We start from the raw sequence: 15811 nt of genomic DNA on the forward strand, positions 1-15811 counted from the left end.
TGATATTTCTAAAGTTAACTTGCTTCTTTCTAAACTTTAAGACAATAATTGATCTACATAAACTTTCATTTGTTGCTGAAGCTCAAAGGCTTTGTTTTTGGCGGCTTCTGCAAAATCTGTTTGTCTACTAGCGTAAATAATTCCTCGCGAAGAGTTGACTAGCAAACCTACTTGATTGTTAAGTCCGTATTCGCAAACCTCTTTTAAATTCCCACCTTGAGCTCCTACTCCAGGGACCAATAAAAAATGGTTTGGAACAAGCTCTCGAATAGTCTTAAACGAAGATGCTTTCGTGGCGCCCACTACGAACATTAAATTTTGTGAGTTCTTCCAATTCACAGCCGTTTTCAAAACCTTATGATAAAGCTCCTCGTTATTCACTAAAGTTTGCGTTTGAAAATCGAGTGCGCCCTGATTAGAAGTTAAGGCCAATAAAATGGTGTGCTTATTGGGAAAAGCCAAAAAAGGCTCTACAGAATCTTTACCCATATAAGGAGCTACGGTCACCGAATCAAAACCCAAATCTTCGAAAAAAGCTTTTGCGTAGCGACTAGAGGTATTGCCTATATCCCCTCTTTTGGCATCTGCTATAGTAAAAACATCAGGATACTGTTCATTGATATATCGTATAGTTTTTTCTAAAGCTAACCAACCTTTAACACCATAAGCTTCATAAAAAGCGGTGTTAGGTTTATAAGCCACCGCAAATTTATGAGTTGCATCTATAATTGCTTTATTAAAAGCAAAAATAGGGTCTTCCTCTTGAAGTAAGTGCTCGGGGATTTTATCTAAATCGGCATCTAAACCGATGCATAAAAAAGATTTCTTTTGTTTTATTTGCTGAACAAGTTCTGCTGTGGTCATAATAGTGATGCAAGTGCCTTTAAAAGATTAAAAGATATCTGATCCTTCTTTAAGTTTTTCGGTATTGGCAACCAATTTTAATTCGTCAATAATTTTTTGAATATCCCCGTTAATTATATTAGACAAATCATATAAAGTTAAATTTATACGGTGGTCGGTAACACGGCCTTGCGGATAATTATAGGTTCTAATTTTTGCACTACGGTCACCACTGGTTACCATTGAACCTCTTTTAGCTGCATCGGCCTCTTGTTTTTTGGCCAGCTCCATATCATACAATCTAGAGCGTAAAACTTTAAATGCCTTTTCTTTATTTTTATGCTGTGATTTTTGATCTTGACATTGAGCTACTATACCTGTAGGCTCGTGCGTAAGACGAACTGCAGAATAGGTTGTATTTACCGATTGCCCTCCAGGACCAGAAGAACAGAAGTAGTCAATTCTTACATCTTTAGGATCTATTTCTACATCAAATTCTTCGGCTTCTGGAAAAACCATTACGGTTGCTGCGCTAGTATGCACCCTTCCTTGGGTTTCTGTTTGTGGCACACGCTGAACACGATGCACTCCTGCTTCATACTTTAAAGTACCATAAACGTCTTCTCCGCTCACCTCAAATTGAATTTCTTTAAATCCTCCATTAGTTCCTTCAGAAAAATCTACTGTACTTACACTCCAGCCTTTGCTCTCACAGTATTTAGTAAGCATTTTATAAATATCTCCTGCAAAAATACTTGCTTCATCACCGCCTGTCCCCGCACGAACCTCAACTACAGCATTTTTAGCATCTTCAGGATCTTTAGGAATAAGCATCATTCTTATCTTTTCCTCTAGCTCAGGAAGTTCTTGCTTAGCCTCTTCCAGCTGCATTTTGGCCATTTCGACCATTTCCTCATCGCTCCCATCTGCAATTATCTCTTCGGCTTCGCTCTTATTTTGAGTAAGTTCTACATAGCGCTCTCGCTCTACCATTAACTTTTTAAGGTCTTTATACTCTTTTGTAAGCTCTACATATCTTTTTTGATCGGCAATGATTTCAGGTTGTATAATTAAATCGTTTACCTCGTCAAATCGCTGCTTTACTATGTTTAATTTATCTATCATAAAAATTCAATAATTGCACAAATTTACGATTATTTCTTGATTGTATTAACTGCTGCTTTTAATATTATGCTCCAACTAGTATATTTTTCTAGTTGCTTTTAATTCCGCATAAGCAACAATTACTTGTTGTATAAATTAAAAAACGACCAAGACTAATTGATCGTTTTTTAATTTACAGATTGAATTTAATGCTTGCTAATTTTATCCACATTTTGAAGAACCGCAGTTGGTACAAGTAAGGCACCCCTCTTGATACACCAATTGGTCTGAGTTACAGCTTTGACATCTGCCTTTGGCTTGAGTTCCATCTTCTACATATCGCTTGAGTGCACGCACTACACCATTTTTCCAGGTGTTTATAGATTGACTATCAAGCTGAAGACTATTAATAAGGTCTACTATTTTATTGATAGGCATTCCGTAGCGCAAAGTACTTGAAATCAGTTTTGCATAATTCCAATATTCTGGATCAAATTTATGCGAAAGCCCTTCAATAGTGGTTTTATAACCACGTTTATTCTCATATTGAAAATCATAACGAGAAGTACCGTCTGCATTTCTGTTTTTAATTATTAATCCATTGGTTACCCAGCGCGGCAATAAAATACCGTCTTCATCATCGGCTAGACCGGTAAAAATCTCATAAGGTTGATCATTAATACTTCCAATAAAGGCAATCCACTTCTCTTTATTGTTTTGAAAACGTACAATATCAGCTGTTAAAACATCTGGTCTTTTTGTAGGAAAAGCAGTCAAAGTTTCTGCATTTTCTTCTTCTTTTTCTTCATTTGAAATCAACACACCACTTCTCGAACCGTCTCTATAAACGGTAACCCCTTTACATCCCGATTGCCAAGCTTCAAGGTAGAGTTTCCCTACTAATTCTTCTGACACATCATGGGGTAAGTTAATGGTTACACTAATAGAGTGATCGACCCATTTTTGTACTGCGCCTTGCATATGCACCTTGCTTAACCAATCTACATCATTTGAGGTAGCTTTGTAATAGGGAGATTCTTTTACGAGCTGATCCAGCTCTTGTTGCGTGTAATTTTTATTCACATCATAGCCTTGCACTTGCATCCATTGTTTAAACCTGTGATGAAATACCACATACTCTTCCCAAGAATCACCTACTTCATCTACAAAATCTACACGTGCTTCTTTATCGTTTGGATTCACTTTACGTCTGCGTTTATAGACCGGTAAGAAGACGGGCTCAATCCCCGAACTTGTTTGGGTCATTAAACTTGTAGTTCCAGTGGGAGCTATTGTTAATAGTGCTATATTTCTTCTACCATACTCCATCATCTCATAGTACAATTGCTCATCGGCTTCCTTCAAACGGAGTATAAACGGGTTATTGGCTTCTCTTTCTGAATCATAGATTGCAAAAGGACCTCTTTCTTTGGCGGTATAAACCGATCCGCGATAGACGGCTAAAGCTAAATTTTTGTGAACTTCTACCGAGAAGTCGTTACCTTCTTGCGAACCATACTTGATTCCTAGGGCAGCTAACATGTCTCCTTCGGCTGTAATACCAATTCCTGTTCTTCTTCCTTCTTCAGCTTTTCGCTGAATGTTTTTCCATAAATTACGCTCGGTTGCTTTAATTTCTGAAGATTCCGGGTCAGCATCAATTTTCTCTATAATCGCATCTATTTTTTCAAGCTCGAGATCAATAATATCGTCCATCATACGCTGAGCGTAAGCAGCATGTTTTTTAAATAGATCAAAGTCAAAACTAGCTTCTGGAGTAAATGGTTTATTAACGTATGAGAATAAGTTAATAGCTAACAACCTACAAGAATCGTAAGGACACAATGGTATTTCACCGCACGGATTTGTTGACACGGTTTTATACCCTAGATCGGCATAACAATCTGGTATAGATTCTCTCGCAATTGTATCCCAGAATAATATACCTGGTTCGGCTGATTTCCAAGCATTGTGAACTATCTTTTTCCAAACTCCTGAAGCATCAATTTCTTTTTCAAATTTTGGCTTTTCGCTAAAAACAGGATATTTTTGAGTATAAGACGTAGCGTTTTTAACTGCTTTCATAAACTCATCATCAATTCTCACCGAGACATTAGCTCCGGTCACTTTGCCTTGTTCCATTTTGGCATCTATAAAGTCTTCTGCATCTGGGTGATTTATAGAAACCGAAAGCATTAGAGCCCCTCGTCTACCGTCTTGCGCAACTTCTCGTGTTGAATTCGAATAGCGCTCCATAAAAGGCACTATCCCGGTTGAAGTAAGGGCAGAATTTTTCACTTCGCTCCCTTTTGGCCTTATATGCGATAAATCGTGACCAACCCCACCGCGACGTTTCATTAACTGAACTTGCTCTTGATCTATCTTCATTATTCCCCCGTAGGAGTCTGAATCGCCGTCATTACCTATTACAAAACAATTAGAAAGCGAGGCTACCTGATAGGGATTTCCTATACCGGCCATAGGGCTACCTTGAGGTACAATATATTTAAAATCTTTAATAAGATTAAAAACCTCCTCTTCACTCATTGGGTTAGGATACCTTTTTTCTATTCTAGCAATTTCCTTAGCAATACGACGGTGCATATCGTTAGGAGTTGCCTCATAGATATTCCCATCAGAATCTTTTAGCGCGTATTTGTTTACCCATACACGAGCAGCAAGATCATCGCCATTAAAATATTCTAGAGAAGCTTTGAATGCTTCATCTTGTGAAAAAACTGAAGTTTTTTGTTTTGTTTTTACTTTCATAATCAGGCTTTTTGCGGTGAATGTTTTATCTAAATTTCAAAAGATAAACTTAGCAAAAAAAAAGACATGTTTTACACCTTAAAAATAAAAGTTTACAAAATCACAATGCTAATTACCTGATTAAAAGCAGTTTAATTATTTATCAACAGGAAAAAGTTAACAAGTTTTGAAGATTACCATAGGAAAAATTCGTTTAAAAAGCAACCGTCACCCCTATACCTAATTGCTGTTTCCACTGTACTCGAGAGCCTCCTTCTACGAGCTCTCCAGCTTCATTTTCAACTTGTATTTTTATATTGTCATCATATTTTAAGTGAGACCCCAAGCGTGCCCGGATAAAACTATTAACTTTAAAATTAAGACGAAACTCCCAATCAACATCTACGTTGCCAAATTTATCTATATAATCTGAATATAAACTTAGCCTATTGTGCATAACAATATTCTCCCAAAGGGTCAGGTCATGTTCTGCCGTAATTAATATACCTAATTCTGTTTTGGTATTCTCCCCTTCTTTTAGCAGGTTCCCCTCCTCATCATAAACAGCAGGGGTTACACCAAAAGCACCTTGATTGGCTAATTCTTGGTCAAGAACCATTGTAGACCTTAGTGTTAAAGGCGAAGCATAAGCTGAGAAGTTTTTCTCTTCGATGTTAATTTCTCCCCCTACCCCAAGAAACACATTAGCAGGCGAGAAGAATGTTGATATTTTATCATCGGTATTAGGATATTTATATCCATTGGTTAATTGAGTACTTACTCTCATTTTTGCCGAATAAAACCAATTGGAAAGACTATCTGCTCGAAAACCAATGGTCGAGTTAAGCTCTATATTATCATCGGTCTTTTTTAAAATTTCATCTTTTTGTTGGTTGACACCATAGCGCACGAGCAACTCATTGTTCCATCTTAAAAAACCCCTTTCATAAATACGTTTAAATTTTGAATTTAACAAACTAGATAATGATGAAACTCCCCCCGCATTCCAATTGATGAAAGCCACTTCACTAATATCGTATTCTATTTTGTTGACTTTGGTCCAGTAAGAAACCGGCACCTTACGTTTTAGCACTTGGTTTGGCGTATAATCTATACTTGAAGGTATGACTGTTCGAGCTCTAAAATTAAATGGTTTAAGCGTATCAGACGCTTGAGCAAAAGATACATTCGCGCAAAAAATGCACATCCAAGCTAAAAGATACGCTTTGAACTTATCAAATCGCAAATTCATCAACAACACTTATCGGTTTAATAATCGAAAGTTCCTTTATCTGATTGGATGCTAAGACTTTTCCCTTTATTAGAAGCTTCAACTCGACCTATTATTTTTGCATCTACATCAAATGATTTTGAGATGGCAATAATTTGTTCGGCCACTTCTTGAGCAACATAAAATTCTAAGCGATGCCCCATATTAAAAACTTGATACATCTCTTTCCAATCTGTTTTACTCTCTTCTTGTATCATTGCGAACAACGGCGGCACCTCAAACATATTGTCTTTTACGATATGTAAATTTTCAATAAAATGTAGAATTTTAGTTTGTGCACCCCCACTACAATGCACCATACCGTGAATATCATTTCGGTTTATTGTTGATAAAACTTCTTTAACAATAGGAGCGTAAGTTCGCGTTGGAGATAAAACTAACTTACCTGCATCCAATTCTGTTTCTGTTTCATCAAGTAAATTTTTTGAACCTGAATAAACCAATTCTTCGGGTATATTCGCATCAAAACTTTCGGGATATTTCTTCGCTAAAGCAGAATTAAAAACATCATGACGTGCCGAGGTTAGTCCATTACTACCCATCCCGCCATTATAAGCATCTTCATAACTTGCTTTACCATATGAAGCTAAGCCAACTATAACGTCTCCAGCTTGAATATTCTTGTTATCGATTACGTGATCACGTCGCATTCTAGCAGTAACGGTTGAATCTACGATTATGCTACGCACCAAATCTCCAACATCGGCGGTCTCGCCTCCTGTTGAAAAGATATTCACCCCGTGCTCTTTTAAGCTCTCGATTAACTCTTCTGTTCCCCCAATTATAGCCGAAATCACTTCGCCGGGAATTACATTTTTGTTTCTCCCTATGGTCGAGCTTAAAAGAATATTGTCTGTAGCTCCTACACAAAGTAAGTCATCAATATTCATAATCAAAGCATCTTGAGCAATTCCTTTCCACACGCTCAAGTCTCCCGTTTCTTTCCAATACATATAAGCTAAGGAAGATTTAGTGCCGGCACCATCTGCATGCATAACCAAACAATGTTCCTCAGATCCAGTTAAGTAATCGGGTACAATTTTACAAAAGGCTTGCGGATACAATCCTTTATCTACGTTTTTAATCGCGTTGTGTACATCTTCTTTTTGCGCAGAAACTCCACGTTGAGCATATCGTTTACTTACCTTGTTCATATCAAATGCTTTTAAAGTTGCAAAAGTACTTAATTTACAAGTAAGCTTATATTATAATTTAAATATTATTTCCATTCAGGCATATAGGCCCCATCTACCAATAAAAAACGCGGTTCATTATCGTTGGGGTTTATATCGCTAATATAAATTTGTGGAGTTGCATTTAAATTATTGGGAACATTAACAAAAATAATATCTGCACCTGTGGGCGAGAACTTTGGATCCAAATCATTGGTTCCTGCATCTTTCTCACTAGAAATATCTACCAAAACTTGTGTGTTTAGGTTATATAAAAATATTCTTGAATCTAACTGCCTATAATTAGGATTCTCAAATCCTTGTACGTCTCGTGTAAACAACACACGATTTCCTGCAGGTGAAAAATCAATCCCGCCAACCGCTCCAGGCAGGTTTTGCTGAATCATATGGGTGACTACATTTGTAGTTAAATCATAAACAAATACTTTTGCATTGTAACCACTATTATCATTGGTAATAAGTGCTATTTTAGAATTGTCATTTTCATACACGGCAACTTCGGTAATCAAACTACCGTCTGAGGTTTGGTAAATGACTTGTGTGCCACCTCCGGTATAGTTCACTTGAAAAAGGTTGGTGAAATTAGGATAAACCAGGGCGTTGCCATTGGAAGTCCAATCAAAATCAACCATCTCCATATTGAATCCTCCGATTGGAATACTTGAGATTTGTTGTTGGTCACTCCCATCTGGATTCATTGTGAACAGATGCGTTTGGGCTCCTACGCTTCGCATAAAAGCAATTTTATTTACCCCATTATTTTTTCTGGGTCTAAAGCTATTGTAGTTTTCTGATGTAAGCTGAATTTCATCTTCATCTTCAGAAAGAGCATAAATTACATTATTCCCATTCACATTCTTAACAAAATAATTAGTAATTACCGGAAAGTCAGCAGTTTTAAATGTAAATAATTCACTACGTACTGCATCATTTACACCATCGCTTACACTGACTTGCCAAAAATATTGTTTAGAAAACTGTAAATTATCAACCTGTTTGATAGTATCTGTAATATTTTCAAAACGCAACACTTCTTGGTTTTGAGCATCTCTAATCTCGAGTGTGTAAGCCAATGATTCTTGATCTTCTCTGTCTGTACTTTTACCCCACACAAACTCAAAATTGTTTGAAACATCGACTTGATTATCTTGGGGAAGTAAAGGCACCGGAGCTTTTGGTGGTGTATTTAAAACTGCCTCATTTTCCATCTCAAATATAACATTTACACTACTGTTCGCTTGAACAGTTACCCCTTCAAAATTTGCTGTAAGTCCTTCCTTCTTTGCCTGAACAGAATATTCTCCTACGCTGACACCTTCTAGTATAAATTGACCAAAATCGTCAGTAAAAACGGTTGAAGTAGCAGGATTTGTAGAAATCTTAGCGTTAGCAATAGGTGATTTATCTTCTTTATTAACTACGGATCCAGTAATATTTCCTATTTCAGATTCATCTATAGTATCTTCTTCGCAGCCATAATGGAATACACCCAAAAAGGCAAGAATTAAAAATAGTAATTGTTTATTCTTCATCTTTATTTGTGTTTTTTTCTTTGTTGCCTCCAAACATATAGGTTAAACCGATTCCTAAATCGATAAAATAATCATCTCGTTTACCATAATTCAATGCGTCTATTTCATCAGAAAAAGCTAAGTGATAAGTTCCTTTTAAAAATACATTTAACTTAGAGTTTAAATTATATTGAAGACCAGCTCCATATTGAAGTTTAAAAAATTCCTCTTGATTTGTAAACCAGTTATTCTTCTCGCTTTGAAAAAGCATACCAGCCCCCGCATGAAAGAAGGGAGAAAATTTATCATAGGGTAAGAGGTATACCTCGGCATCTAAATCAACGCCTAAATGCAATGTATTTTTGGAGTTCGGAATTTCAAAGTCTAAGGCATACCCCCTTAGACTAGCCCCGAAATGAGGAATGAATCTGCGATGGTATCCTAATTTTCCTATATAATCAAAATCTCTCGCGCCATAGTCTCCCAAAAATCTATTTAACCCTAATTGGATTTCAAAAGCGTTTGTATAATTAAAATCGATTTTTTTACGGTTATACAGTTCAACAGCCTGCTCTTCCTGTTTCTCTTGATTATACTTCTCAATTAAAGTCTGTGCCTCTTCTGGGTTTTCTGGCGACCAAATTTTCTCTTCTAAGCCCTCAATGATGATGGCCTCAACAGCTTTTTCAATAGCCTCTTTGACTACCAATTGTAAAGGTTCATTTTTAGTATAGCCAGTTTCTACCTCTAAAAGTCTTTGGAAATTTACATACCTAAACAAACTTGCATCAATAGCTTGAGACAAAATTGTTTTTGAAACATAAACAGTCTTTAAAATTTCACCATTTGAGGTGGAAATGGCGCGTAAATATACCGTAATACGATCCTGTTTATATTGTGTACTGCCTCCTGCTCCAAAGTATCTTGCGCCAAAGCCTCCTGTTAATATATTAGTATCGTATGACACCACCCCTCCTTCTAATAGCACACCTGCGAATAGTAACGGAGGAACTGCCGGGCCATTACTACCTGCGTATTCTTGCCTTGTAGACCTAATAATATTACGCTCATTAAGCAAATTACTTAAATTTTCACGTTCTATTGGCGTAAACCACCCCGAGTCTTCTAAAGCTTTTATCAATATAGAAGTTCCTCCTTGGGTTACTGCAGTACTAAAGGAACTCCCGTTTTGAATTTCTTTATACTGCCCTGTTTGATCTTTAAAAGAATAAACACCCACTACAACTTTTTTCTGTGGCTTAGGAAGATCTTTTAAAGTTTTGCTAGCTGTAGTCAATTCACCGGTACGTGCGCTTTGTTGTTTTATAGGCTGATTAAAGTAAGTTCCACAACCAACAAAAAAGCCAGTAACCAGGATAACTGATATGGTTTTCCATCGTCTCATAAATATCCAGAAATTAATTAGGTACTATAATTTGTGTTTGCTCTCCCGTATTAGTGTCTAAAATATTAACCACTAAACCCTCTAGAGATTCATAAATTTCTACCTCCAAACTTCCGAATGAAAAAGTTCCTGGTTTTAAATCACCATCTCCCAACTGGTTGGTGAGTAATGTACGTTCGAGTTGACCTAATAATTGACGATTTAGACCTTTAGCAAAGTCTTCTAATTCAGAATCGATATCACGATCTGATTGCTCTTCGAAATCATTCTGAGCGTTTGCAGAACTAAGCAACCATTGATAATTGAAAGTATCGCCCCCAAATGCAGGATTTTTAGGTTTATAAGTTAGTTGTTGTGCGGATACCGCTAAACTAAATATTAATAAAAGCAAGGTTAGGATTGACTTCATAATATTAAAATTTTTGTATTGTTTCTTTATTTCTTTCAATTTGCTGTAAGTAACCACTAAGTCTCCTCAAAGCATTTTCGGCCATACCTTTCAAGTAATCTTGTTTAGGTTGTGCAAAAAATTGGTAAACAACATCTTGATTAACCAAAACTTGTATTTTGGTATTTCTTCCCAGGTTAAATTGTTCTCTTACGTGCACAATGAACTGGCTATTTATTCCGCTTTGACGATATATTGTAGAGAAATAGTTATAAAAATCATTTCCAGCTTTGGTTTTCATTTCTTGCGTAACGACCCCTCTTAAAACAAAGCCTACATCATCATTAGCGCTTAACTTATTTAACATATTTTTTACATTAGCCTGTTGATTTTGAATCGATTCATTTTTATTTTCGTTTAAAACCAACCGGTCTTTACCTACCAATTGATCGTCTATATCATAGATCAACAATAGAATAATAATTTTCGCTTTATCATCTAGGTTTATAGTGGTTTTTGAAAGTTCCTTCCCCTCATTAGGTAAAAGAGTAAATCGACCTGCTTGGCTATTTTTTGAATGATTACTGCCCACGTGTTTTATAACGGATAATTCATATCTTAAACTGGCATTGAAGCTAGTTTTATTAAGAGCAGTACCAGTAATAGTTAAAAAATCATCTCGAAAATCAGTTTGTATTTTAGCCTCAATAGTTTGATTATAAACTTGAGAAAAACCCAAATTCACACTAAATAATAAAATAGTTATGTAGTTAAAAAGTTTCAATTTATTGGTTTAATTTATTGGTTTAATTTATTTATCTAAAGCTTCGAATAATAATACCACGATCTCCAACACTTTGCTCTATTTTTAAATTATTGGTTAATCGGTTAGCTCCATGTTGTATGTATTGGTTTCCTCCATTTTGAATCAATTCAAAATTGATTGTGCCTAGAGGATCATTTATATAACGTAAGGCTAAATTACTATCTCCAGACTGACTTATTCTCTCATTAATTTGTTTTGCTCTTAAGCTCACTCCAATAATATTGTCGCTACCATTCTGACTTAGTCTTACTTCAGATCGATTTGAATTGACTTGTGTCATAATAATATTTCGTTCTCCTATTTGATCAATATAAACCTGGTTTCCTAAGGGTGGTACTTGTTCGGACAGCACACTTGTTTCGGCAAATCGACTCAAAATATTAAGATTGGCTGCATTTTCCTCAACTATTTCTGGATTGTCTTCACCTTGTTCTTGAGCGACGGAATTCCAATTAAATAGAATAGCGCAGAAAATGATTAAAATTGATTTCTTTTTCATTTTAATTAGTATTTAAAAATACAAGGGTAAACGAACCAAAGAGCTTTCCTCCATATTCATTTACCCTTAGTATCCTCATCTCGAATATCTAGTTGATAATTAATACTAAATATTTGAAATGAAATGGTTAGTTAGTAGGATATAATTTGCTATATATTAGTTAGACTGGTTCACCCAAGCTGAGTTTGCACCTGCTTGATTAACGTGACTTGTGTTTCCTAACATTCCTGACTGGGTAACTTTTGCATAGTTATCTGCAGTAATAGCACCTTGTTCTTTTTGCGTGATGTAAGACTTGTTCATTTCACCGTCTTGGTCTACATTAGCGTAGTTAGTGTTTAGTCCTACTCCCCCAGACTGAGTTACTTCTGAGCGGTTAAAATCACCCAATTGATCTAAGATAGATTTGTTTCCGTCATCATATTGCTTAACTTTCTCGATGTTTGAGTATCCTGGAGCTAAATATGCACCTGAAGTCTCTTGTCTTGAAGTAGCATGGTTATCATTACCCATTTGTTCGATATCTGAGTAATTACCTTTAGACTGATTTGGTCTGGCTATTTGTCTTACATTAGCATAGTTATCATTTCCTTGTTGATTAACTTTAGACCTGTTATTATCATAAGTCTGGAAAATAGTAGAACGGTTACCATTTCCATCCTGAATGGCTTTTGCCCAGTTATCTTCGGCGTTCATCCCGTTTCCTTGCTGTATGTCTGAGCGGTTATCTTGCCCGTCTTGATCTACATAAGCTTTGTTTCTATCCCCTTGTTGTTCAACGGTAGATCTTTGTTGAGTAACTAAACCTCCGTTTTGATCTACTTTTGCGTAGTTTGAGTCACCACTTGCAGGATTACCTCCCACATTACCTTTTTGATCTACTTTAGAGTAGTTATGCCCTATTTGATCGATGTCGGCTTTGTTACCTGTAAACTCTTGGTCTACATCACTATTATTATTACCACTTTGATCTACCCAAGCCTTATTCGTTACACCGGTTTGGTCTACATTACTTGTGTTTTGAGCGAAAGCAACAGCACCAAAAAGTAGAGCGGCTGCACAGAAAATTGATTTTTTCATAATTGTAATTTTTAGTTAAAAATTAATTAAAGATTGATTAGGATTAGTTTTTAAGCTAATCGGTTTTTAGGTTAATGTCTTCCGTTAGTATAAAAGACACAAAACTCATAAGCTTATAATAAAGAAAATGCAAACCTAATTTCATTTTCTTTGAATTCGATTGGGTGTTAACGGTCCCTTTCGGATCGATTGTCTTTGGAATTTCTTCCGCTAATAATCTGGTACTAAATTACATACAGAAGTCGCTCTTTCAAACAAATTTCACACATTCTCGTTTAAAACTCTATAAACTTAGTTAAAATGTCATTTTTTAACAATCAAAAGCGGTTAATACGTTATTTTTTATTTTAAACGTAGTACTACTTTCAAAAATTTAAAATAAATTTTACCTATTTAAAAGATCAGTTATCAAACTACTTGCTATTATTGCTTTTTTAAAAATTTTATAAATTAAATATCCCCATTACTGGTTATAAATCAACAAGTTAAGACATTCAACTCTAATGTCTTTTGTTGCGTTTGGTCTATTTATCGATTTAAGCGGCTAATAAAGGATTAAAAAAAAGTTAAAAGAGCTCGAATTGAGTGATTTATACCCTTCTTAATCAATTCAGAACAAAAAAAAACTACACCCGTTTGAGTGCAGTTCTAAATTTATTGTTTTTATTTTTTAATGGATTAACAACATTTCACGATATTTAGTTAAAGTCCATATTTCATCATCAACCAGAAGCTCTAATTTATCACAATGATACCTGATTTTTTCAAAAAACGGTTTTACCTCAAAACAATATGCTTCTGCTCTTTTTTCAAGATCTTCAAGTTTATTCGCTTTTTTACGCTGATCTATCATGGCAGTAATTCCAGAATTGATCTGTTCTATATGATGAGAAATTTGTTCAATTATATTCAACTGCTCCTGTCCGTAATTTTTAAAGCTATCTCCGTAAATCTCTTTGAGACCTTTTACGTTTTTAATTAAGATATTCTGATAACGAATGGCAGTTGGGATTACGTGATTGCGGGCAATATCGCCCAAAACTCGTCCCTCTATTTGTATATGTTTAGAGTATTCTTCTAAGTTAATCGCATGACGCGCTTCTAGCTCTATTTTATTCATCACCCCCATTTCTTCATATAACTTTATAGTATTGGGGTGCATTTGAATTTTAAGTGCTTCGGGGGTAGTTTTATTATTGCTTAACTTTCTCTTCTTAGCTTCCTTCTCCCAAGCCTCTCCATATCCATCTCCCTCAAACCTTATTCGCTTTGAGTCACGAATATACTCACGTAAAACATTAAAAACCGCATCATCTTTCTTAAGCTTTTGATCTTTAATTAAAGAATCAACTTGTAACTTAAACTCTTTTAATTGTTTTGCAACAATCATATTCAACAACGTCATGGGTTTAGCACAGTTGGCAGTTGAACCTACCGCTCTAAACTCAAATTTATTTCCTGTAAAGGCAAAAGGGGAAGTTCTATTTCTATCGGTATTATCTAGCAAAATTTCGGGAATCTTACCCACCACATTTAATTTCAATTCTGTTTTCTCTTGTGGAGACAATTTCCCATCGGTTACTTTTTCTAATTCGTCTAAGACGTTTGTAAGCTGAGAACCGATAAATACAGATATAATAGCTGGTGGAGCCTCATTGGCCCCCAAACGATGATCGTTTGATGCAGTTGCAATTACAGAACGCAAGAGCTCTTCATTATCATTTACCGCTTTAATCGTATTTACAAAAAAGGTAAGGAATTGTAAATTTTTCATAGGCGTAGAACCTGGACTCAATAAGTTGACTCCCGTACTGGTACATAGAGACCAGTTATTATGCTTACCACTACCGTTAACTCCAGCAAATGGCTTTTCATGAAAAAGTACTTTTAATTTATGTTTCTCTGCCACCTTCTCCATTACGTCCATAAGCAATTGGTTGTGATCTACCGCCAAGTTGGCTTCTTCAAAAATAGGCGCCAATTCAAATTGACTTGGTGCTACTTCATTATGTCTCGTTTTAACCGGAATACCCAAAAGCATACACTCGTTTTCTAAATCTCTCATGTAATCTAGAACACGCGAAGGTATCGCTCCAAAATAATGATCATCTAATTGTTGACCCTTTGCTGCAGAATGCCCTAAAAGCGTTCTACCAGCTTGCATTATATCTGGCCTACTATTGGCTAGGGAGGCATCTATTAAGAAATATTCTTGTTCCCAACCTAAAGTTGTAATCACTTTATTTACTTTCTTATCAAAATACCGTGCTACTTCTGTAGCCGAATGATCTAGTACTTGTAATGAGCGTAACAAGGGAGTTTTAAAATCTAAGGCTTCTCCTGTATAAGAAACAAAAATAGTAGGAATACATAAAGTTGTACCTAATATAAATGCTGGTGAAGTAGGATCCCAAGCCGTATAACCGCGAGCTTCGAAGGTATTTCTTATTCCTCCATTAGGAAAACTCGAAGCATCAGGTTCTTGCTGAACCAATTGTCCACCTCCAAATTTTTCTATAGCCGCATCTCCCATTTCGACATCAAAAAAGGCATCATGCTTTTCTGCCGATGATCCGGTAAGTGGTTGAAACCAATGTGTATAATGGGTCGCACCTTTGGCTATAGCCCATTCTTTCATCCCTGTGGAAATGTGATCTGCGACATCTCGCGAAATTTTGCTTCCCTTATCAATAGCATCCATCAAACTTCGATAAGAACTCTTGGTAAGGTATTGGCGCATAGCCATTTCATTAAATACATTTTTACCAAATATTTCTGAACGGCGAGGTGCTTCAGATACTGGTACAGGTTGGCGATTTAAGGCTTCTTTTAGTGCTTGAAAACGAAGGTTTCCCATGTTGTGTGTGTTTTTAATTACCCCGCAAAAGTAAATTAAAAATAAAAACACCCCCTAAATTTGATT

At 35.9% G+C, this 15811-nt stretch carries 12 protein-coding genes; all 12 read right to left on the reverse strand.

The features are described 5' to 3' along the window. Positions 1-36: 36 nt before the first annotated feature. Positions 37-864: an orotidine-5'-phosphate decarboxylase gene (pyrF, locus tag ACFSQ0_RS11975; RefSeq protein ID WP_379048574.1), complete on the reverse strand. Its 828-nt coding sequence runs from the start codon at positions 862-864 to the stop codon at positions 37-39. Between the two features lie 27 nt (positions 865-891). Then, positions 892-1968, reverse strand: coding sequence for a peptide chain release factor 1 (gene prfA, locus ACFSQ0_RS11980; RefSeq protein WP_379048576.1), 1077 nt, complete (start codon positions 1966-1968; stop codon positions 892-894). A gap of 201 nt (positions 1969-2169) precedes the next feature. Continuing rightward, entirely contained in the window at positions 2170-4716 is a 2547-nt protein-coding gene (locus tag ACFSQ0_RS11985; RefSeq protein WP_379048578.1) for an adenosylcobalamin-dependent ribonucleoside-diphosphate reductase, read from the reverse strand. A gap of 193 nt (positions 4717-4909) precedes the next feature. Then, positions 4910-5947, reverse strand: coding sequence for a DUF3078 domain-containing protein (locus tag ACFSQ0_RS11990; protein WP_379048580.1), 1038 nt, complete (start codon positions 5945-5947; stop codon positions 4910-4912). 17 nt (positions 5948-5964) lie between these two features. After that, positions 5965-7140, reverse strand: coding sequence for an AIR synthase related protein (locus tag ACFSQ0_RS11995; protein WP_379048582.1), 1176 nt, complete (start codon positions 7138-7140; stop codon positions 5965-5967). A gap of 65 nt (positions 7141-7205) precedes the next feature. Then, a complete protein-coding gene (locus ACFSQ0_RS12000) occupies positions 7206-8711 on the reverse strand; it encodes a carboxypeptidase regulatory-like domain-containing protein (protein WP_379048584.1) in 1506 nt (501 codons plus the stop codon). Further along, on the reverse strand, positions 8701-10095 hold the full coding sequence (locus ACFSQ0_RS12005; RefSeq protein WP_379048586.1) for a CsgG/HfaB family protein: 1395 nt from the start codon (positions 10093-10095) through the stop codon (positions 8701-8703). The genes ACFSQ0_RS12000 and ACFSQ0_RS12005 overlap by 11 nt, the downstream gene beginning before the upstream one ends. A gap of 13 nt (positions 10096-10108) precedes the next feature. Next, entirely contained in the window at positions 10109-10504 is a 396-nt protein-coding gene (locus ACFSQ0_RS12010; protein WP_147861371.1) for a curli production assembly/transport component CsgF, read from the reverse strand. 4 nt (positions 10505-10508) lie between these two features. Continuing rightward, positions 10509-11267, reverse strand: coding sequence for a curli-like amyloid fiber formation chaperone CsgH (gene csgH / locus ACFSQ0_RS12015; protein ID WP_379048588.1), 759 nt, complete (start codon positions 11265-11267; stop codon positions 10509-10511). Positions 11268-11298: 31 nt separating this feature from the next. Beyond that, positions 11299-11808 (reverse strand): hypothetical protein, encoded by a 510-nt coding sequence (locus ACFSQ0_RS12020; protein WP_379048590.1) that lies wholly within the window; start codon positions 11806-11808, stop codon positions 11299-11301. Positions 11809-11964: 156 nt separating this feature from the next. Further along, entirely contained in the window at positions 11965-12888 is a 924-nt protein-coding gene (locus ACFSQ0_RS12025; RefSeq protein ID WP_379048592.1) for a hypothetical protein, read from the reverse strand. 670 nt (positions 12889-13558) lie between these two features. Next, the gene (locus tag ACFSQ0_RS12030) at positions 13559-15745 is read right to left on the reverse strand and encodes a glutamine synthetase III family protein (protein ID WP_379048594.1); all 2187 of its coding nucleotides are present in this window, start codon (positions 15743-15745) and stop codon (positions 13559-13561) included. Between the last annotated feature and the right edge of the window lie 66 nt (positions 15746-15811).

It is taken from the genome of Mesonia sediminis (genome assembly GCF_042684705.1).
Classification (GTDB): domain Bacteria; phylum Bacteroidota; class Bacteroidia; order Flavobacteriales; family Flavobacteriaceae; genus Mesonia; species Mesonia sediminis.

Coding starts and splice junctions, on each gene's coding strand:
- pyrF (WP_379048574.1), bottom strand. CDS start 864: ATGACCACAGCAGAACTTGTTCAGCAAATAAAACAAAAGAAATCTTTT.
- prfA (WP_379048576.1), bottom strand. CDS start 1,968: ATGATAGATAAATTAAACATAGTAAAGCAGCGATTTGACGAGGTAAAC.
- ACFSQ0_RS11985 (WP_379048578.1), bottom strand. CDS start 4,716: ATGAAAGTAAAAACAAAACAAAAAACTTCAGTTTTTTCACAAGATGAA.
- ACFSQ0_RS11990 (WP_379048580.1), bottom strand. CDS start 5,947: ATGAATTTGCGATTTGATAAGTTCAAAGCGTATCTTTTAGCTTGGATG.
- ACFSQ0_RS11995 (WP_379048582.1), bottom strand. CDS start 7,140: ATGAACAAGGTAAGTAAACGATATGCTCAACGTGGAGTTTCTGCGCAA.
- ACFSQ0_RS12000 (WP_379048584.1), bottom strand. CDS start 8,711: ATGAAGAATAAACAATTACTATTTTTAATTCTTGCCTTTTTGGGTGTA.
- ACFSQ0_RS12005 (WP_379048586.1), bottom strand. CDS start 10,095: ATGAGACGATGGAAAACCATATCAGTTATCCTGGTTACTGGCTTTTTT.
- ACFSQ0_RS12010 (WP_147861371.1), bottom strand. CDS start 10,504: ATGAAGTCAATCCTAACCTTGCTTTTATTAATATTTAGTTTAGCGGTA.
- ACFSQ0_RS12020 (WP_379048590.1), bottom strand. CDS start 11,808: ATGAAAAAGAAATCAATTTTAATCATTTTCTGCGCTATTCTATTTAAT.
- ACFSQ0_RS12025 (WP_379048592.1), bottom strand. CDS start 12,888: ATGAAAAAATCAATTTTCTGTGCAGCCGCTCTACTTTTTGGTGCTGTT.
- ACFSQ0_RS12030 (WP_379048594.1), bottom strand. CDS start 15,745: ATGGGAAACCTTCGTTTTCAAGCACTAAAAGAAGCCTTAAATCGCCAA.